Source organism: Actinoplanes sp. NPDC049118 (assembly GCF_040648555.1).
Classification (GTDB): domain Bacteria; phylum Actinomycetota; class Actinomycetes; order Mycobacteriales; family Micromonosporaceae; genus Actinoplanes.
Genome location: NZ_JBEZDY010000002.1, coordinates 201384 through 220538 on the forward strand (window position 1 = coordinate 201384; position 19155 = coordinate 220538).

The 19155-nt window shown below is 73.4% G+C and carries 16 protein-coding genes; 10 read left to right on the forward strand and 6 right to left on the reverse strand.

Features of this window, described 5'->3' with window-relative positions; all coding sequences use genetic code 11:
- Positions 1-6: 6 nt before the first annotated feature.
- A complete protein-coding gene (gene mutM / locus AB0B58_RS03465; protein ID WP_360216755.1) occupies positions 7-861 on the forward strand; it encodes a bifunctional DNA-formamidopyrimidine glycosylase/DNA-(apurinic or apyrimidinic site) lyase in 855 nt (284 codons plus the stop codon).
- Here the strand turns inward: mutM and AB0B58_RS03470 are convergent.
- From AB0B58_RS03470 to AB0B58_RS03480, 3 genes are read right to left on the reverse strand one after another with little or no spacing between them, the layout of a single operon-like run.
- Complete coding sequence (locus tag AB0B58_RS03470; RefSeq protein WP_360216758.1) at positions 797-1384, reverse strand: Spherulin-4; 588 nt, start codon at positions 1382-1384, stop codon at positions 797-799. The genes mutM and AB0B58_RS03470 overlap by 65 nt on opposite strands.
- On the reverse strand, positions 1381-2559 hold the full coding sequence (locus AB0B58_RS03475) for a hypothetical protein (RefSeq protein WP_360216761.1): 1179 nt from the start codon (positions 2557-2559) through the stop codon (positions 1381-1383). Before AB0B58_RS03475 ends, AB0B58_RS03470 begins: the two co-directional genes overlap by 4 nt.
- The gene (locus AB0B58_RS03480; protein WP_360216764.1) at positions 2556-4049 is read right to left on the reverse strand and encodes a DUF3492 domain-containing protein; all 1494 of its coding nucleotides are present in this window, start codon (positions 4047-4049) and stop codon (positions 2556-2558) included. The genes AB0B58_RS03475 and AB0B58_RS03480 overlap by 4 nt, the downstream gene beginning before the upstream one ends.
- A 596-nt stretch (positions 4050-4645) precedes the next feature.
- On the opposite strand from AB0B58_RS03480, the gene AB0B58_RS03485 reads away from it, so the two are divergent.
- The 4 genes from AB0B58_RS03485 (at position 4646) to AB0B58_RS03500 (ending at position 10024) form a co-directional block, all read left to right on the forward strand.
- Positions 4646-4840 carry a hypothetical protein gene (locus tag AB0B58_RS03485; protein ID WP_125804837.1) on the forward strand — a complete coding sequence of 65 codons (195 nt, stop codon included), beginning with the start codon at positions 4646-4648 and terminating at the stop codon, positions 4838-4840.
- Positions 4841-5105: 265 nt separating this feature from the next.
- Complete coding sequence (gene smc / locus AB0B58_RS03490; protein WP_360216769.1) at positions 5106-8687, forward strand: chromosome segregation protein SMC; 3582 nt, start codon at positions 5106-5108, stop codon at positions 8685-8687.
- Between the two features lie 8 nt (positions 8688-8695).
- Positions 8696-9313: an HAD-IA family hydrolase gene (locus AB0B58_RS03495; protein WP_360216772.1), complete on the forward strand. Its 618-nt coding sequence runs from the start codon at positions 8696-8698 to the stop codon at positions 9311-9313.
- Between the two features lie 57 nt (positions 9314-9370).
- Positions 9371-10024, forward strand: a complete 654-nt coding sequence (locus AB0B58_RS03500; RefSeq protein WP_360216775.1) for a hypothetical protein — start codon at positions 9371-9373, stop codon at positions 10022-10024.
- 29 nt (positions 10025-10053) lie between these two features.
- Here the strand turns inward: AB0B58_RS03500 and AB0B58_RS03505 are convergent, their stop codons facing one another.
- From AB0B58_RS03505 to AB0B58_RS03515, 3 genes are all read right to left on the reverse strand, one after another.
- Positions 10054-10380, reverse strand: coding sequence for a hypothetical protein (locus tag AB0B58_RS03505; RefSeq protein ID WP_360216778.1), 327 nt, complete (start codon positions 10378-10380; stop codon positions 10054-10056).
- A 190-nt stretch (positions 10381-10570) separates the two neighbouring features.
- Positions 10571-10858, reverse strand: a complete 288-nt coding sequence (locus tag AB0B58_RS03510; RefSeq protein WP_360216781.1) for a hypothetical protein — start codon at positions 10856-10858, stop codon at positions 10571-10573.
- Between the two features lie 57 nt (positions 10859-10915).
- Positions 10916-12610, reverse strand: coding sequence for an alkaline phosphatase D family protein (locus tag AB0B58_RS03515; protein WP_360216784.1), 1695 nt, complete (start codon positions 12608-12610; stop codon positions 10916-10918).
- Positions 12611-12762: 152 nt separating this feature from the next.
- Between AB0B58_RS03515 and ftsY the strand changes: the two genes are divergently transcribed.
- The 5 genes from ftsY to AB0B58_RS03540 all read left to right on the forward strand — a co-directional run bounded on the left by ftsY (position 12763) and on the right by AB0B58_RS03540 (position 19120).
- Positions 12763-13938: a signal recognition particle-docking protein FtsY gene (gene ftsY, locus AB0B58_RS03520; RefSeq protein ID WP_360216787.1), complete on the forward strand. Its 1176-nt coding sequence runs from the start codon at positions 12763-12765 to the stop codon at positions 13936-13938.
- A 51-nt stretch (positions 13939-13989) separates the two neighbouring features.
- Positions 13990-14802, forward strand: coding sequence for an aminoglycoside phosphotransferase family protein (locus tag AB0B58_RS03525; protein WP_360216790.1), 813 nt, complete (start codon positions 13990-13992; stop codon positions 14800-14802).
- Positions 14803-15048: 246 nt separating this feature from the next.
- Positions 15049-16404, forward strand: coding sequence for an ammonium transporter (locus tag AB0B58_RS03530; RefSeq protein ID WP_360216793.1), 1356 nt, complete (start codon positions 15049-15051; stop codon positions 16402-16404).
- Positions 16405-16437: 33 nt separating this feature from the next.
- Positions 16438-16776: a P-II family nitrogen regulator gene (locus AB0B58_RS03535; protein WP_184998642.1), complete on the forward strand. Its 339-nt coding sequence runs from the start codon at positions 16438-16440 to the stop codon at positions 16774-16776.
- A 94-nt stretch (positions 16777-16870) separates the two neighbouring features.
- A complete protein-coding gene (locus AB0B58_RS03540; RefSeq protein WP_360217467.1) occupies positions 16871-19120 on the forward strand; it encodes a [protein-PII] uridylyltransferase in 2250 nt (749 codons plus the stop codon).
- Positions 19121-19155: the final 35 nt, after the last annotated feature.

The following is a 19155-nucleotide window of genomic DNA, read 5'->3' on the forward strand; positions in this document are numbered from 1 at the left end:
CCCCCAGTGCCCGAGCTTCCCGAGGTCGAGACCGTCCGCCAGGGGCTGGCCAAGTGGGTGACCGGCCGGCGCATCGACACCGTCGAGGTGCGCCACCCCCGGGCCATCCGCCGCCACGTGCCCGGCGACGTGCACTTCGCCGCCGTTCTCGCCGGCCGAACCGTCCTCGACGTGGCCCGCCGCGGCAAGTACCTGTGGCTGCCGCTCGACTCCGGCGACGCGATCATCGCCCACCTCGGCATGAGCGGGCAGCTGCTGATGCAGCCGGCCGACGCCGAGGACGAGGCACACCTGCGGGTCCGGATCACGTTCGCCGACTCCGGCCCGCAGCTGCGCTTCGTCGACCAGCGGACGTTCGGCGGGCTGTCGGTCTCCGAGGACGGCGCCGAGCTGCCGCGCGAGATCGCGCACATCGCCCGCGACCCGATGGATCCGCTCTTCGACGACGAGCTCTTCGTCGCCTCACTGCGCCGCAGGCACACCGAGGTTAAGCGTGCGCTGCTCGACCAGACCCTGATCTCGGGGGTCGGCAACATCTACGCGGACGAGGCGCTGTGGCGCTCGCAGCTGCACGGCGCCCGCGCCACGGACGCGCTCACCCGGCCCGCCGTGCGCCGGCTGCTCGCACACGTGCGCGACGTGCTCGGCGAGGCCATCGTGGCCGGTGGCACCAGCTTCGACGCCCTCTACGTGAACGTCAACGGCGAGAGCGGGTACTTCGACCGGGCGCTCAATGCGTACGGGCGGGAGGGGCAGCCGTGCCACCGCTGCGGCACGATCATGCGCCGCGAGCAGTTCATGAACCGCTCGTCCTACAGCTGTCCGCGCTGTCAGCCACGACCCCGGCAACCGCTGCGCTGAGTTGCGGGCCGGCGTCGGTCGCGAGCCCGAACCCGGCGCCCCGGCGGCCCATCAGCCGCCGCGCGGCGGTGATCAGCGTCGTCGGCACGCCGTGCACGAGGTGTCCGTCGCCGGGCCGCCCGCCCTCGCCGTCCCAACCCTGGTACGCCGACCACGGCCCGTCGAACGTGCAGATCCGCACGCCCAGGTCGCGGTAGAGCGGGTGCGTCGGCACGCCGGGGTTGAGCACGACCCGGTGCAGCCCTCGCCGGGCGGCGAGCCGGACGGTCAGGGCGACCGGCCCGACCCCGCCCGACCCGGCGGGCGCCCGGTCGAGGAAGAGGCCTTCGGCGCCGTCCTCGCGCCAGGCGTCCACATCGGCGAGCACGTCCGCGAGCGAGCGCCCGCCCCAGTCCAGGTCGACCCGGCCGAGCATCTGGTGTGTGGAGCGGCGCGGGCCCGGCCGCTCCTGGACGACCCAGGTGTCGGCGTCGAGGGCGAGCTCGGGCGACGGTTGCGCGTACGGGGGGAACAGTGTCTTCACGACGTCCTCCGGGGGTCTGCGGCGGTTTGTGCGACGGTCAGCAGGCCGACGAGGTGGGTCGCCGCCAGGATGGCGACGACGGTGGGCAGGGGATCCGGCGGCAGCGCCGGTACCAGCGGGGTCGCGACCGCCGCCAGGGGCGGCGCGACGGCGAGGACGGCCGCGACGACCGTCCGGTTGCGCGCGGCGAGCAGCAGGGTGACGGCGAGTACGCCGCTGAGCAGGATCCCGCCGGCGAAGGCGAGCACGCCCTCCCGGGCGCCCTGGAGGCCCGCCGGCAGCCGGTACGCGCCCAGCATCAGCGCGAGTCCGGCGGCGAGCGGGGGCAGCAGCGCGGCGATGGTCACCAGGTTGACGCCGCCGACGTGCTCACGGAACTCCTGGTCGCTCTCGGCGACGTCCAGGCCGGCCTCGACCTGACGCCGGTGCCAGCCGATCAGTGCCTCGAGGACCGGCACGGCGGCGAGCAGCGGCAGCACGGCGGGCGAGGTCGCGGCGGGCGGCCCGGCCCGCCAGAGCAGCACCGCGCAGCCGGCCTGGCCCACCCCGAGCACCAGGCGCCCTGCGAACCCGCGCAGGTCGCAGGCGCGCAGCCCCACCGAGGCGCCGGAGCTGAAGGCGGGCCGGAAGGCGCGGAAGGCGGCCACCGCGATCGCGACGGGAAGCAGCAGCGCGACGGGTACCCGGGCGGCCAGGGCGTCGCCGATCGCCCCGGCGATGGCGACGGCGGCGAGCAGCCAGCAGGGCAGGCTCCACCGGATGACCGCGACCTCGGCGTGGGTGACCAGCGCGGCGGTGACGGTGGCCAGGGTGGCGAGACCGCACACGCCGATCGCCGCCGCACCCACGGGGCTGCCACCTCCGGCCGCCGCCGGGGCGAGCAGGACGAACGCGCACCACAACGCGGCCGCGCCGGCGAAGCCGCCGCCGACGAGCCGGGCTCCCGCGCCCGGCCCGCGCCGCCGGGCGACGACGGCGCCGGCACCCGCGAGGGCCTGCGCGACGCTCCAGCCGAGCAGCAGCGTGCCGGTCGGCACCTGCCAGGCGACGCCGGCGAGCGGCCTGAACGCGGCGACGGCGACGCTCAGCGGTCCCAGGTAGAGCGCGCAGCGAAGCAGGAGAGTCGCGGGCAGCGAGGGGGCGCGCCGGGTGCGGCGCGGGGCCAGATCGGTCATCGTTCCTCCCGGGCTTCGGCGAGCCAGCGCAGGCTCGCCGGCCGCGCCACCCGCGGCGCGGGTACGGCCAGCGCCAGCTCGTACGCGGTGGCGAGCGGCGGTCCGGCGAGATCGGTGTACAGCGCGCCGTACACCCGGACGACCCGGTCGGCGGTGAAGTACGCGAGCGCCCGGCGCCGGGCGGCATCTCCGAGGGCGCGCCGGCGGGCCGGCGCGTGCAGCAGGCTCACGCAGGCGGCGGCGAGCGCGGCCGGATCGTTCGCCGGCACGAGGACGCCCGCGTCGCCGAGGGTCTCCGCCACCGGGCCCACGTCGATCCCGACCACGGCGCGGCCGGACATCATCGCCTCGATGAGCCGGTACGGCGGGTCGGACGGCCCCGGCACGTGCACCACGAGGTGGCCGGCCGCGTACCGGTCACTGGGGTCCGCGGGCAGCGGGTGCAGCCGGATCGCCCGGCCCAGCCCGGTCCGCTCGACCTGCTCGGCGCAGTGGTCCTCGTGCGCGGCGGCGACGCCGACCAGGTGCAGCACGGTGCCGGGCACGGCGGCGGCCACGGCGGTGAACGCGTCGAGCAGCGGGCGCAGGCCGCTGTCCGGCCCGCCGTTGCCGGCCCACACGATGGCCGGCTGGGTCCGCGACTCGGGCGCGGACGGGAAGTCGGCCGGGTCGACGCCCGCGGGCACCGGGACCAGCCGCCCGGGCTCCGCGCCGTGCCCGAGCGCCCACGAGTGGTGGTAGGCGCTCAGCGGCGCGATCAGCCCGGCCTCGGCGTACCCGGTGCGGGCGACCGCCCGGCGGAACCGGCGCAGCACCGTCCGCACCGCGGGGGAGAGCCGCTCCTCGCCGGCCCGGGGCCGGGCCACGGGCGCCCGCGCCTCGGTGAGCAGCAGCGGGGTGCCGGTTCGCCAGCGCCCGGCCAGGGCGGCGAGCAGCGGCGTGGTCCCGCCGACGCAGTGGACCAGGTCGACGGCGGGCACCGGCACGGACAGCGCCCGCGCCGCGTGCCGCAGCAGGGTCGCGGCCGTCCGGGCGTCGCGCAGGCTGAGCCGGGGCAGCCGCTCCTCGTTGGCCGACAGCCGGCCGGCCCGCCACGCGTCGAGCAGCACGTCCGTCAGCGGCACGGCGTTCAGCGGCTGGTCGGCGGACTCGGCCAGCACGGAGAGCCCGAGCAGCCCCTTGGCGAACAGCGCGTCGGCGAGTTCCGGCTCCGGCTCGGCGAGCAGGCCGCGGCAGAGCAGGTTGGCGGCGGCGGTGGCGTGGCCGTCGCCGTTGTCGCGGCGCCGGGTCTCGCGGGTCAGTGCGAAGGCCTTGGCCGACGCCACGTGCCGGGGCAGCGGGAACGCGGGTCCGCCCGGCGGCTCACGGTCGGTGACCGTCAGCAGATCGAAGGTGAAGCGGCCGAGGCCGTCGACGAGCGTCCGGCACCAGCCGCCGAGTGCGTCCCGGCGGAACGGGTAGCCGCCCCCGGTGAGCAGACAGATGCGCATGCGTTCAGCACCACAGGCGCGACGGGGGCGATATCACGAAGGCTGCAACGACACAGCTGGCAAAAGTAACGGGATGGTGTCGCGCAGGCGACAGTAGTTCGCACTATTTGTCTGTTTTTGAGGCGATTTCCTGCTGGAACGTCCGAAAAATTGCCCTCCGGACGGCCCGCTGTCCCGGCCGCGGCGGGCGCCCGCGTGGGGCGGATCAACGCCTACGGAGCGCCGCGCCGCCGCGCTCCACAGGGATCGAGGGGCTTCGACCGAGGTCACGGTGAGCAGTCGTTTGGCGGGCCGGTGCCGGGCCGGCAAAGAAATAGTTCCTGGACAGGGCGGCGGGGGTGGCGTGATTCACTTGTCGGGCGGGGCTGACGCGGTGCGCATGGCTTGACGGAGCGTGGGTATCGGCGCACCATGGAGAAGTCGCCAGTCGCGCCCATCTGTGTCCAGTCGAGTCCTGGACGCGGATCAATTTGCATCCACAGCACGTTCCGGGGTGCAGGAGTTTGTGCTCACGCGTGTCCGTGAGTATGACGTGTGCGGTACCACTGGGCGCGCGTTTGGCCGGCCTTTCCGGCAGCGCTTTACAAGGAGACGAAATGGCGAAGGCCCTCTACGGCCACGTAGGTGCGGCGCCCGACCGGCGCCTGCTCGACGAGGTCACCCGATTGCGTTCCAGGGTGCAGGCTCTGGAGTTCGAGATCACCCGCCTCCGGGCGGAGAACGATCGTCTCGCGGCCGCCGCCGCGGAGGCAGACGATCTTCTGCGGCTGACCGAGCCGGCGCTGACCTGAGCTTCACCGGGTGCCGCGAACCGGTGCCCGAGATCCCCTCGCATCACGTGACGCACCCCGCGAAGCGCGCCTCCACCCTCAGTGGCGGCGCGCATCTTTTTGCGCATGGTTCAATTCGACCCGTCGATCGCTCCTCGGGTAATCGGACAAACGGCGCCGACCCGTCAGAGACGGGCACGTTCCGGGACGCGCGGCGTGCGCGGACAAGGCGCGCACCTGCGGGTAACCTCCTGACGAGCAGATACCCGCCGACCCCCGGAGATCCGTGCACCTCAAGAGCCTGACGGTCAAGGGCTTCAAGTCCTTCGCCTCCGCTACGACGCTGCGGCTGGAGCCGGGCATCACCTGTGTGGTGGGTCCGAACGGCTCCGGCAAGTCCAACGTCGTCGACGCCATCGCGTGGGTCCTCGGCGAACAGGGCGCCAAGGCGCTGCGCGGCGGCAAGATGGAGGACGTCATCTTCGCCGGCACCGCCGGGCGGGCCCCGCTCGGCCGCGCCGAGGTGACCCTGACGATCGACAACGGCGACGGCGCCCTGCCCATCGACTACACCGAGGTGTCGATCACCCGCCGGATGTTCCGCTCCGGCGAGAGCGAATACGAGATCAACGGCAGCTCGTGCCGCCTGCTCGACATCCAGGAGCTGCTCAGCGACTCCGGCATCGGCCGGGAGATGCACATCATCGTCGGCCAGGGCCGGCTCGACGCGATGCTGCACGCCAAGCCCGAGGACCGCCGCGCCTTCATCGAGGAGGCCGCCGGCGTCCTCAAGCATCGCAAGCGTAAAGAGAAGGCGATCCGCAAGCTCGACGCGATGCAGACCAACCTGAACCGGCTCAACGACCTCACCGCCGAACTGCGCCGCCAGCTCAAGCCGCTGGGTAAGCAGGCCGAGGTCGCCCGCCGCGCCGCCGGCATCCAGTCCGACCTGCGCGACGCCCGGCTGCGGCTGCTCGCCGACGACCTGCACACGCTGCGGACGACCCTGGACAAGGAGATCGCCGACGAATCGGCGATGCGCGACCGCCGCCAGCAGGTCGAGGAGGAGAACCGCGAGGTACAGCGCTGGCTCGCCGACCTCGAGGCCGCGCACGCCGAGGACGCGCCGCTGCTCGCGGCCGCACAGGACACCTGGTACAAGCTCTCCGCGCTGCAGGAACGCTTCCGGTCGACCGAGCAACTGGCCAGCGAGCGGCTGCGCCACCTCGCCGCGGCGCCGGACGACGAGCGCCCGGGCCGCGACCCGGACCAGCTGGTCGCCGAGGCCGAGCGGGTCCGCGAGCAGGAGGAGGAGCTGCGCGAGGCCCTCACCGACGACCAGATGCGCCTGGCCGAGGCCGTCGAGCACCGCCAGGAGCTTGAGCGCCAGCTGTTGCAGGCCGAGGGCGCCCTGCGCGCGGCCGCGAAGGCGATCGCGGACCGCCGCGAGGGCCTGGCCAAGCTCACCGGCAACGTGAACGCCGCCCGCGCGCGTACCGGCAGCGCCGCCGAGGAGATCGAGCGGCTCGCCGTCGCGCACAACGACGCGCTCATGCGGGCGGAGGCCGCGCAGACCGAGGTCGACGCGGTCTCCGCGGAGTCCACCGAGGCCGATCGCGACAACGCGGAGCTGGACGAACGCCACGCCGAGGCCGTGGCCGCGCACGACCGGGCCGCCGCCGTCGTCAAGGAGCTCTCCGACGCCGAGCGCACGGCCGAGAAGGACGCCGCGAGCTGGAAGGCCCGCGAGGAGGCGCTCGCCCTCGGCCTCAAGCGCAAGGACGGCGCCGGCGCGCTGCTCGGCAAGGCCGGCCAGGTGCCCGGCCTGCTCGGCAGCCTCGCCTCGATGCTCACCGTCCGGCCCGGGCACGAGGCGGCCCTCGCGGCCGCCCTGGGCGCGCTCGCCGACGCGGTCGCGCTCACCGGGATCGACGAGGCCGTCGAGGCCATGCGTACGCTCAAGATCGCGGATGCCGGCCGGGCCGCGCTCATCGTCGGCGGTCCCGCCGCGCCCGGCATGCAGGGCTCGCTCGACTCACTGCGGCCGCAGCTGCCGGCGGGGGCGACCTGGGCGCCCGACGTCATCGGCTGCCCCGACACGATCCGCCCCGCGCTCAATCGCGCCCTGCGCGACGTCGTCCTGGTGAACGACCTCGCCGCCGCCACCCGCCTGGTGGCGCAGAACACCGAGCTGCGTGCGGTCACGCCCGACGGCGACGTGCTCGGCGCGCACGCCGCGGCCGGCGGCTCGGGCAAGGCCACCAGCTACATCGAGGTGCAGGCCGCCGTCGACGAGGCCCGGGCCAACCGGGAGACCGCCGAGCAGTCCATCGGGGAGCTCAAGTCGCAGCTCGCCGACGCCCGCGCCGAGGTCGCCGAGCACAAGGAGGCCGTCAACGTCGCCGCCGCCGCCAAGCGGGCCGCCGAGGGCGAGCGCAACGCCGCCGCCCGCCGGCTCGCCGAGCTCGGCGCTGCCGCCCGCTCGGCCAAGGCCGAGTCGGAGCGCCTGGGTGCGTCGCGGCAGAAGGCCGAGGCGAACCGCGACCGCGACCTGGCCGGGCTCGCCGAGCTGGAGGAGCGGCTGCGGCTCGCCGAGGCCACCCCGATCGACGAGGAACCCTCCACCGAGGAGCGCGACACCCTGTCCGCGCTGGTGCCGCAGGCCCGGCAGAACGAGATGGAGGTCCGGCTCGCCGTGCGCACGGCCGAGGAGCGGGTCTCCTCGATCGCCGGCCGCGCGGACTCCCTGATGCGCCAGGCCAACGCGGAACGCCAGGCCCGCGAGCGCGCGGCCGCCCGCCGCGCGGCCCGGGCCCGCGGCGCCGAGATCGCGAAGGCGGTCGCGCTGGGCGCGGCGGCCGCGATGGCCCGGGTCGCGGTCTCGCTGGCCGCGGCGCTCGAGGCCCGCGACGAACTGGCCCGGGCGCGCACCGCCCGCGAGGCCCAGCTGCAGGAGGTACGCGCCAGCGCGAAGCGCCTGATGGCCGAGCTCGAACGGCTCACCAGCGAGGTGCACCGCGACGAGGTGGCCCGCGCCGAGCAGCGGATGCGGATCGAGCAGCTCGAGGCGAAGGCGGCCGAGGACTTCTCCCTCGACGTCGACACCCTCGTCGCCGAGTACGGCCCGGACCAGCTCGTCCCGCCGACCCAGGCCGAGGCCGCGCAGGCGGAGAAGGACGGAAAGGACGCACCCGGGCCGGTGCCGTTCCACCGGCCCACCCAGGAGAAGCGGGCCAACAAGGCCGAGCGCGACCTGGCCCTGCTCGGCAAGGTCAACCCGCTCGCGCTCGAGGAGTTCGCCGCCCTGGAGGAGCGCTTCAAGTTCCTCTCCGACCAGCTCGAGGACCTCAAGGCGACCCGCAAGGACCTGCTCACCGTCGTCAAGGACGTCGACGACCGGATCCTCGAGGTCTTCACGTCGGCGTTCGAGGACACCGCGCGCGAGTTCCAGACCGTCTTCCAGGTGCTCTTCCCGGGCGGCGAGGGCCGGCTGGTGCTCACCGATCCCGAGGACATGCTGGCCACCGGCGTCGAGGTCGAGGCCCGGCCGCCGGGCAAGAAGATCAAGCGGCTGTCGCTGCTCTCCGGCGGCGAGCGTTCGCTGACCGCGGTGGCGATGCTCTGCGCGATCTTCCGGGCCCGCCCCAGCCCCTTCTACATCATGGACGAGGTCGAGGCCGCCCTCGACGACGTCAACCTGGGCCGGTTGATTACGCTCTTCCGGCAGTTGCGGGAGAAGAGCCAGCTGCTCATCATCACGCACCAGAAGCGCACGATGGAGGTCGCCGACGCCCTCTACGGCGTCACCATGCGCGCCGGCGTCACCCAGGTGATCAGCCAGCGGCTGAACCGCGAACCGGAGGACTGAGGCACACCATGCACCGCCAACCCGCCCAGGCGCTGCTCATCGACCTGGACGGCGTGCTGCGCCGCTGGGACCCCGAGGTTCCCGCCGCGGTCGAGCGGACGTACGGCCTGGAGCCGGGCACGCTCCTGGACACGGCCACGGCCTGGGAACTGCTGCGGCCCGCGGTGTCCGGCGAGATCACCGACGCGGAGTGGATGCAACTGGTGGCGTCCCGCCTGCCGCTGCCGGAGGACTCCGCGAAGGCGGCGGTGACCGAGTGGCAGCGGCACCGCGGCACGGTCGACCCCGACGCGCTCGCGTTCGTGCGCGAGGTACGGGCGGCCGGTCGCCCGGTCGGCCTGGCCACCAACGCCACCGACGTGCTCCGCGGCGACCTCGACCTGCTCGCCCTGACCGGCGAGTTCGACGCGATCGTCAGCTCCTGGGAGCTGAAGATCCACAAGCCGGCCCCGGAGTACTTCGAGCGGGGCTGCGCCGCGCTCGGCGTCGAGGCGCCCTGGGTGCTCTTCGTCGACGACGACGACCGCGCGGTCCGCGGCGCCCGCGCGCAGAAGCTGCCCGCGTACCGCTGGTCCGGCGCCCACGACCTGCCCTACCTCCGCAAGGCGCTCGCCATCGCAGCCTGATCGGTGCGGCCGGCCCTCGACCGACGACGTAGGCTGGCCGCGGCTGAGAGGATGTCGATGCGTAAGACTCTGCTCGGGGCTGCCGTTCTCGCCCTCGCGCTGCAGGGCTGCTCCGCGGACGACCGCCCCTCGGCGACCGACGCCGGCCCGCCCTCGGCCGGTCCGGCGCCGTCCGGCGCGCCATCGGCCACCGCCACCTCCGGCCTCGGCGGGGCGCCGGCACCGGCCGGTTTCCTGGACGGCAAGCGGCAGGTCTTCTTCCTGCCGCGGCTCAACGAGACGGAGTTGCCGGACTCGGTGCTGGCCGTCACCGGCGGCGGCCGGCTTCAGGTGACGGACGACTACACCGACCGGGCGCTCTTCGTGCCGGTGCCCAAGGGCGGCGGCGCCCGGGAACGCCTCATCAAGACCGGCGCGCTGCGCGGCCGCGGCGAGGCCCTCTGCCTGCAGGTGCGCGGCGACGGGACCGGCACGCTCACGGTGGTGACCGCGGCCTGCGACGCCGACGAGCCGACGCAACTCTTCACCTTCGAGGCGGCGGGCAAGGACGAAGAGGGCCGCACCACCTACGCGGTGCGCAACCGGGCCGCCTTCCTGCAGTGGCACCCGCTGGGCGCGACCGGGCTGGTGGCGGAGGAGGTCGGCGACTCCGCGCTGGAGACGACCTTCACCCTCCAGGACCAGGGCGCCGCCGCGCTGCCCCGGGCCTGACCCACTCCTCGCCGCTCACTCCTCACCGCTCACTCTTCGTCGAACGCCTCGTCGCTGTATCGCCACCAGGCCTCGTCGCCGTCGATGTGCAGCAGAAACTCGGGCACCCGGGTGCCGTCGGGATCGACGAGGTAGGCGGCGGCCCGCACCCGGGCGTATGCGGCCTCCCAGGCGTCCCCGAAGTCGTCCGAACGCGCCAGCCGCGCCTCCTCGACGAACAACGGCCGCAGCGGCGCGAAGGCCGGCGCGGCGGCGAGCTTGGCGTAGAGCCAGGGGAAGTCGTATTCGTAGATCGTCATCTCGCCGAGCAGAGCGTCGTCCGCGACGGCGTGCAGGCGCCAATCCCCCGCCGGCATCAGGCGCCGCCCCGGTCGTCGGTGTGCCCGCTGTGGCGGTCGACAGGCCGCGTGCCGATCGAAGGTCGCTTGCTCAGCCGCGCCGTAGGAGCGGTCCAGGAAGTCATGGAGCAATCCTGTACCGCCCCTACGACATATTCAGCCGCTCACGCGTCCTTGTCGGGTATCGCGATGATGTGATCTTCGGCCATCAGGCGGACGGACTGCTCGTCTCGGTGGTGACATAGGCGACGCAGTGCTTCAGCGCGGTCCAGACCGCGTGTGCTCTCGAGAGATCGCCTTCGGTGAGCTGCACCGTGTCGGCGATGCTGTCGGCCCAATCCCCATCCAGGTCCAGCACTGCCGCCGCGGGGAGCTGAGCCAGCACTCGCAGCCTGGCCCTGGCCAGTTTGTCGCCCACGAAACCGGCGTGCGCCTCCAGCAGTGCGGTCGCCGGGATGCCGGCGAAGTCCTCCTCGTCGGCGATCTCGGCCAGCACCTCGCCGACGTGGATGTGGCCGAGCGCGTAAGACTGGATCGCCGAGCGATCGGCTGGTCAGGCGTCGTGAAGGCGGACGTCGGCGACGATCGTCAGCTCGCCGTCCCGGTTCGTGCCCTCGACGCGGATGTCCGCCTGCGCTCCCTCGTGCCGCAGCGTGCTCACCGCGTTGCCGAAGTACGGCCCGTTCAGCCGCTTCCACCGCACCGGCGGCCGGCGCACCCCGGCGCTGCGCGCCAACCCGCGCACCGCCTTCGCCGCCGCTCGTGACCAGCTGAAACGCATCAGCGGCCGCATGAAAGCCGGCACCTGGTTGTGAATCGGGGAGCAGGTCAGCTGATGCACCGGCGTCACCGCGGCCGGCCCCAGGTCCGCCCGCGCCACATACGAGTGGTGCACGTCCCCGGACAGCACGCTGATCGAGGCCGGTGCCGCGTAGGCCCCACCCGCGCCGACCCGGTGCCCCGGCGCGTCCGGCCCGCCCTCGCCCAGCCGCCGGAACAGCTCGGTCAGCGCGTCGAAGGAGCGGGTGAACGCCGCCCAGTGCTCCAGGTCGAAGGTGCGGCGTACCTTCTCCGCGAAGGCCGCGCGCCGCGGGCCCGCGGAGTCGGCGAGGCGCTCGTTCCAGGCCTCGAGGTGGTGGATGGCCGGCGGCAGCAGCCACGGCAGGGACGAGCCGACCACCAGGTGGTCGTAGTCGCCGTGCGCCTGATCCACGAACCAGCCCCACTCCGCCGCGGGCAGCATCTCGCGCCGTCCCGTGGTCAGCACCCGGTTGCACCGGTTGTCGAGCATGACCAGCCGGGTACGCCCGACGTCGAGCGCGAAGCTCCACTGGTACGGCCGGTCGGTGTTCTCCGCCGACGAGGGCGAGTCGACGGAGATGCCGAAGTCGTGCAGCGCCGCAGTCGCGTCCTCCACCGAGGTGATCTCGGCGAGCAGCGGGTCCGCGGCCAGTTCGTCCGGGCTCAGGTTGCCCAGGTGCTGGTATACCCAGTACGACGCCAGCCCGCTGGAGATCCGCTCGGGCCACCAGTCCTGCGCCGACATGTCCCGGCGCCAGGAGGCCGAGGTGTTCCAGTCGTCGATGATCTCGTGGTCGTCGAAGATCATCACGCTCGGCACGGTGGACAGCAGCCAGCGCACCTCGGGGTCGCGCCACGACTCCAGGTAGAGCCGGGTGTACTCGTCGAACGAGACGACCTCGTCGGCCGGGCCGTAGTGCCCCGACGCGCGCCGCCCGCGCAGGAAGCGCCGGACCTTCGCCGAGGTGTTGTCGGCGTACACCTGGTCGCCGAGCAGCACGATCAGGTCGGGGCGCAGGTCCGGGTCGCGCGGGTCGGCCATCAGCCGCCGGGAGTACGCGTCCAGCGCGTCGGGCGGCAGCCGGCGGCCCGTGGCGTGCGCGGTCGCCTCGCGGCAGGAGCCGAAGGTCAGGCTGACGGGCCGGTCCGCGTCGTCGGCGGGCCGGGTCACGATCACGCTCGGCGGGTACGGCGTGTCGGGCTGCGGCCACACCGGGTTGTCGTCGAGCAGCACCTCATACTCGTTCGCGGTGCCCCGGACCAGGCCCTCGACCACGACGATCGCGTAGTGGTGCCCGTACGCGGTGAAGGTCTTCGCGGAGCCGGCGCCCCCGCCCGCGACCTTCACGCGAACGACGGCCGGGGCGGTCGTCTCGACCCAGATCGTCGCCCGGTCGCCGACGACGCGGCGCAGCACGGGGCCGATGAGCAGGTGGGCGGCGGTCAACGGGCAACCGGGTGGCGCGACATGATCCCATCCTCCCCAGCGGCCCGGGTTTCCGCCAGCCGGTGTTCGGAGATGATCGGGTAGCCCTCCGCCCGTGAGGGACGGGGACGGGTGCTCCCACGCCCCCGCGGGACATCTGTCAGGATTTCGGAATGGAATACGTGGTCGTCTCCCTGATCCTGCTGGCTGTGCTGGTGGTCGGGGCCATCGGTCTGGTCGTGCCCCGGCTGCGCCGGCGCGAGCTGCCCCCGCCGGCCGCGCCGTCGGCCGAGGAGCTGCCGCCGCTGATTGCGGAGCCGACGCGGGAGCCGGTCGCCGGGGCTCCACCGGCGGAGACGGCGGAGGCCGCACCGGTCGAGACGGCGCCGGTTGAGGCGAAACCGGTCATCGAGACGCCGGAGCCCACCGCGGGGCGCCTGGTGCGCCTGCGGGCCCGGCTGAGCCGTTCGCAGAGCGTCCTCGGCCGCGGCCTGCTCAGCGTGCTCTCCCGCGATCACCTCGACGACGACGCGTGGGAGGAGATCGAGGACAGCCTGATCTCCGCCGATGTCGGCGTCGAGGCCACGCACGCCCTGGTGGAGCGGCTGCGCGAGCGTGTCCGGGTGCTCGGCACCCGGACCGTGGCCGAGGTACGCGCCCAGCTGGCCGAGGAGCTGACCGCCGCGCTCGACCCGGGGATGGACCGCACGCTCAAGACGACGCCGCACGACGGCCGCCCGGCGGTCATGCTGGTGGTCGGCGTCAACGGCGCCGGCAAGACCACCACCTGCGGCAAGGTGGCCCGGGTCCTGATCGCCGACGGCCGCACGGTGCTGCTCGGCGCGGCCGACACGTTCCGCGCCGCGGCCACCGAGCAGCTCATCACGTGGGGCGAGCGGGTCGGCGCCGAGACGGTCCGCGGTCCCGAGGGCGGCGACCCCGCCAGCGTGGCGTTCGACGCGGTCAAGCGCGGCATCGACACCGGCGTCGACACCGTGCTCATCGACACGGCCGGCCGCCTGCAGAACAAGATCGGGCTGATGGACGAGCTCGGCAAGGTCAAGCGGGTCGTGGAGAAGCACGGGCCGGTCGACGAGACGCTGCTCATCCTCGACGCCACGACGGGGCAGAACGGCCTGGAACAGGCCCGGGTCTTCACCGACGTGGTGGATGTCACGGGGGTCGTGCTCACCAAACTGGACGGCACCGCCAAGGGCGGCATCGTCATCGCCGTGCAGAACAAGCTGGGGATTCCGGTCAAGCTGGTCGGTCTGGGCGAGGGCCCGGACGATCTGGCGCCGTTCGATCCCGCCGCGTTCGTCGAGGCCCTGCTTGGCACCGACGCGTAGTCTCGGAGGCGGCGGACCCCGGCCCCGGGGCGCTTCCAGGGGAGGTCGTGGGTGACGCAGGAGCACGATCTTCAGGACTCCCGGCGCGAGATCCCGCTCCATGGCGGCAATGTCAGCACGGTTTCGAAGGTCGGCGACACCGTGCGCCGCAACGCGGGCCCGTGGACCCCGGCCGTGCACTCGCTGCTCAACCATCTGCAGCGGGTCGGCTTCACCGGGTCACCGCACGCGCTGGGCATGGACGAGCGCGGCCGCGAGGTGCTGTCGTACCTGGATGGCGAGTGCGGCGAATACCCGCTCGCCCCGCACTGGACGACCGAGGAGGCGCTGGTCACGGTCGCCACGATGCTGCGCATGTTCCACGACGCGCAGTACGGCTTCCAGCCGCCGCCGGGCGCCGTCTGGCGCTCGTTCGGCCCGCCGCCGCCGGACACCGAGGTGATCTGCCACCACGACGCCGCCCCGCACAACGTCGTCTGGCGCCCCGACGGCACGCTGGCGCTCATCGACTTCGATCTCGCGTCGCCGGGCGCGCGCATCTACGACGTGGCCTATGCGGCCTGGACCTGGGTGCCGCTGTTCAGCGACCGGGACTCCTACACGCTGGGCTGGAAGCGGCCGAACCGGCCGCGGCGGCTGCGGCTGTTCGCGGACGCGTACGGATTGATCCCGCGGGACCGGCACCGGCTGGTCCGGACCATCCGCAGGCGGATCGTGGACCACGTCGAGGGCATCCGGCGGATGGCCGCGGCCGGCGATCCGGCCTTCGTGCGCATCGTGCACAAGGGACACCTGCGGCGGCCGATGCGCGACCTCCGGCTGCTCGATTACGAGCGGCACACCCTGGAGTACGCCTTAAGGTGACACGCCGTTGACGAGGTGATGATCCTCTTTGCGTGTCTCCTTGGGCCTATTGTCCCAGTTCAGGGCACTTCGCTCGGCCTGCTGTGAGAGTTTCTTCACACGTACGAAACAAGCCGTCACGCGTCGGAAATCGCGCGTAGACCGTGCGCGAAACAGCAGAGCGAAAGGCTTCCGCCCGAACCGGCCAGCAGGCGACGCTGCCCACCTTGGCCGTGTGGTAGGACACCTAATCCGAGAGGAGGCAGCGTGGAGATCAACACCGGCAATACCGCCTGGTTGCTCCTGTCGTCTGCGCTCGTACTGCTTATGACTCCGGGCCTGGCGCTGTTCTACGGTGGCCTCAACCGGTCCAAGGGCGCCCTGAACATGATGATGATGAGCTTCTCGAGTATCGGGCTCGTCTCCGTCCTGTGGGTTCTGTACGGCTTCACCCTGGCGTTCGGCACCAACGACAGCTCGGGTGCCAACCACGTAATCGGTAGCTTCAGCCAGTACTTCGGCACGGGCACCAGCTGGATCGGCGAGGAATGGATGGTCGCGGGCGCCGGCACCGGCATCCCGACCTACGCCTTCATGGTCTTCCAGATGATGTTCGCCATCATCACCGTCGCCCTGATCAGCGGCTCGCTGTCGGACCGCCTCAAGTTCGGCGGCTGGATCCTCTTCGCCGCCGGCTGGTTCACCCTCGTCTACGTCCCGGTCGCGCACTGGGTCTGGGGCGGCGGCTGGATCGGCGTCAACCTCGGCGCGCTCGACTTCGCCGGCGGTACCGCGGTCCACATCAACGCCGGTGCCGCGGCGCTCGGTGTCGCGCTCGTGCTCGGCAAGCGCGTCGGCTGGCCCCGCGAGGCCATGAAGCCGCACAGCGTGCCGTTCGTCGCCCTCGGCGCCGGCCTGCTGTGGTTCGGCTGGTTCGGGTTCAACGCGGGCTCGGAGCTGACCGTCGACAGCATCACCGCGGTCGCGTTCGTCAACACCCAGGTCGCCACGGCCGCCGCGCTGCTCGGCTGGATCATCGTGGAGTGGCTCCGCGACGGCAAGCCGACCCTGGTCGGCGCCTCCTCCGGCGCGGTCGCCGGTCTGGTCGCCATCACCCCGGCCTGTGGCTTCATCGCCCCGCTGCCCGCGGCCGTGCTCGGCATCATCGCCGGTGCGGTCTGCGCACTGGCGGTCAGCCTGAAGTACAAGCTCGGCTACGACGACTCGCTCGACGTGGTCGGCGTCCACTTCGTCGGTGGATGGATCGGCTCCCTCGGCATCGGCTTCTTCGCCACCACCCAGGTCAATGCCGTCGCCGCCCGCGAGAGCCTGTTCTACGGCGGTGGCGTGGACCAGCTGTGGCGCCAGTTCGTCGGCAGCGCCGCGGTCACGGTCTACTCTCTCGTGATCGCGATCGTCCTCGCGCTGATCCTCAAGGCCGTCAAGGTCTTCCGGGTCGACGCCGAGACCGAGGTGGCCGGCATCGACGTTGCCGAGCACGCCGAGAGTGCGTACGACTTCTCGCCCACCACGGGCTCGGGCAGCGCCTTCGCGATGGCCGGGATCACGCCGGCGGGCAGCACTGACGGGAAGACTCCCGTCAGTGAAAAGGTCGCCGGTTAATTTCCCCTGATGGCTGCGATGGAGGGACTGAGCATGAAGCTGGTGACCGCGGTCATCAAGCCGTACCAGCTCGACGCGGTGAAGGAGGCTCTGCACGCGCTCGGCGTGGCGGGCCTGACCGTGAGCGAGGTACAGGGGTACGGACGACAGAAGGGCCACACCGAGGTGTACCGGGGTGCCGAGTACACGGTGGAGTTCCTTCCGAAGATCAAGGTTGAGGTGCTGACCGACGAGATCGACGTCGAGAAGGTCGTCGACGCCGTCATCACCTCGGCGCGGACGGGCAAGATCGGCGATGGAAAGGTCTGGGTGACGGCCGTGGAGGACGTGGTCCGGGTTCGCACCGGCGAACGTGGCCTCGACGCGCTGTAACACCCGGTTCCTCGACATCTGACGAAAAGGAATCGATTTGTCATACGTGGTCAGTGAGCCGTCGGCGCCGCCCGAGGTACCGTCCGGCGGCTCACTGGACACGCTCCGCCGGCACATCGGCACCGCCGCCCGGGCCGACCGGGCGGCGGCGCTCGACGCCTGGCTGTCCTCCATGTTCCCCGGCCACCTGCCCGGCGTCAGCCTGATCGCGGTCGGCGGCCTCGGCCGGCGGGACTGCGCACCGTACGGCGACCTCGACCTGGTGCTGCTGCACAACGGCACGGCCGGCATCGAGCGCATCGCGTCGGCACTCTGGTATCCGATCTGGGACGCGCGGCTGGGGCTGGACCACTCGGTGCGTACCCTGCCCGAGGCGCTCTCCGTCGCGCACGACGACGTCAAGGTCTCGCTCGGCCTGCTCGACGCCCGGCACGTCGCCGGTGACGCGGGGCTCTCCGCCGAGCTCGTCGCCGCCGCCTCAGACCAGTGGCGGCGCACCGCCGTACGCCTGCTGCCGCAGCTCAAGGAGCTCACCGCGTCCCGCTGGGCGACACACGGCGAGCTCGCGTTCCTGCTGGAGGGCGACCTCAAGGAGGCCGCCGGCGGCCTGCGCGACCTCACCATCCTGCGCGGCATCGGCCGGGCCGGCGTCGCCGACACGATGCGCCCCGCCGTCCGCGCCGCGAGCCTGCGCCTGCTCGACACCCGCGACGCGCTGCACCTGACCGTCGGCCGCCGGGTGGACCGGCTCGTCGCGCAGGAGCGCGCGGCGGTCGCCGAGCTGCTCGGCCTCGACGACGGCCCGCCCAACCACCCCGCCGCCACCCCTGACCAGCCGAACGGCTCCGACGCCCTGCTGCGCCGGGTGGCCGGCGACGCCCGGACGATCGCGCACGCCCTGGACGACGCCTGGCGCGCCGCCGACCGGCTGCGCAGCGGCCGCCGCCGCGGCGGCCCGGCCCGGACGGCCCGGCGCCCTGTCGCCCGCGACGTGGTCGAGCAGGACGGCGAGCTGGTGCTCGCGCGCACGGCCATCGGCCCCGTGCCCGACCCCACCCTGTCGCTGCGGATCGCCGCCGCGGCCGCGACGGTGCGGCTGCCCATCGCCCGCGCCACCTGCGAGTGGCTGGCGGCCTTCTGCCCGCCGCTGCCGATGCCGTGGCCGCCCGCGGCCCGCGCCGCGCTGGTCTCCCTGCTCGGCTCCGGCCCGGGGCTGCTGCCCACCTGGGAGGCCTGCGACCGGTACGGCCTGATCGACGCGTGGCTGCCCGAGTGGGCCCGGCTGCGCAGCCTCCCGCAGCACCACCCGATCCACCGGTTCACCCTGGACCGGCACCTGGTGCAGGCCGCGTACGAGGCGAGCGCGTTCACCCGCGAGGTCGACCGGCCCGACCTGCTGCTCATCGGCGCCTTCCTGCACGACATCGGCAAGGGCCTGCCGGGCGACCACAGCCTCGTCGGCGCGCCGATCGCCGCCGAGGTCGCCGCCCGGATCGGCCTGCCGCCCGCGGACGTCGTCACGATCGAGAAGCTGGTCCGGCTGCATCTGCTGCTGCCCGACGTGGCCACCCGCCGGGACCTCAGCGACCCGGTCACGATCACCACCGTCGCCGAGGCCGTCGGCGACCCGGCGACCCTGGACCTGCTGCACGCGCTCGCCCGGGCGGACTCGCACGCCACCGGGCCGGCCGCCTGGTCGGACTGGAAGGGCCGGCTGATCGCCGAGCTGGTCCGGCGGGCGCACACGGTGCTCGACGGCGGGGCGCTGCCGGCCCCGCCCGAACCGGACCCGGAGCTGCTCGCCGGCGACCTGCCCGCCGTACACCTCGACGGCGACCGGGTCGCGGTCGCCGCGGCCGACCGCCGGGGCCTGCTCGGCTCGGTGGCCGCGTGCCTGGCCCTGCACCGCCTCGACGTGATCGCGGCCGACGCCTCCACCGTGGACGGCCGGGCCATCGTGGAGTTCCTGACCCAGCCCCGGTACGGCTCACCGGCCGACCCGGTGGCGCTCGCCGCCGACCTGCGCCGGGTGGCCGCGGGCGACGTGTCGGTGACCCAGCGGCTGCGCGCCCGGGCGATGTCGGCCCGGGGCGGCGCCGCGCCCCGGGTGGTCTGGCACCGCGGCGCCGCAACCGACGCGGCCGTGTTGGAGCTGCGGGCGGCCGACTCGGCGGGCCTGCTCTTCCGGGTGGCGTCCGCGCTGGACGAGGCCGGCGCCGAGGTCCGTGCGGCCCGCATCTCCACGCTGGGCAGCGACGTGGTGGACGCGTTCTATCTCGTCGGGGCCTGGGCGGATCCGGCCGCCCGGGAACGGGTCGAGGCTGCCCTGCTCGCCGCGGTCTGAGGCGGCTCCTCCGCGCCGCTGCTACGGGCCGTCCG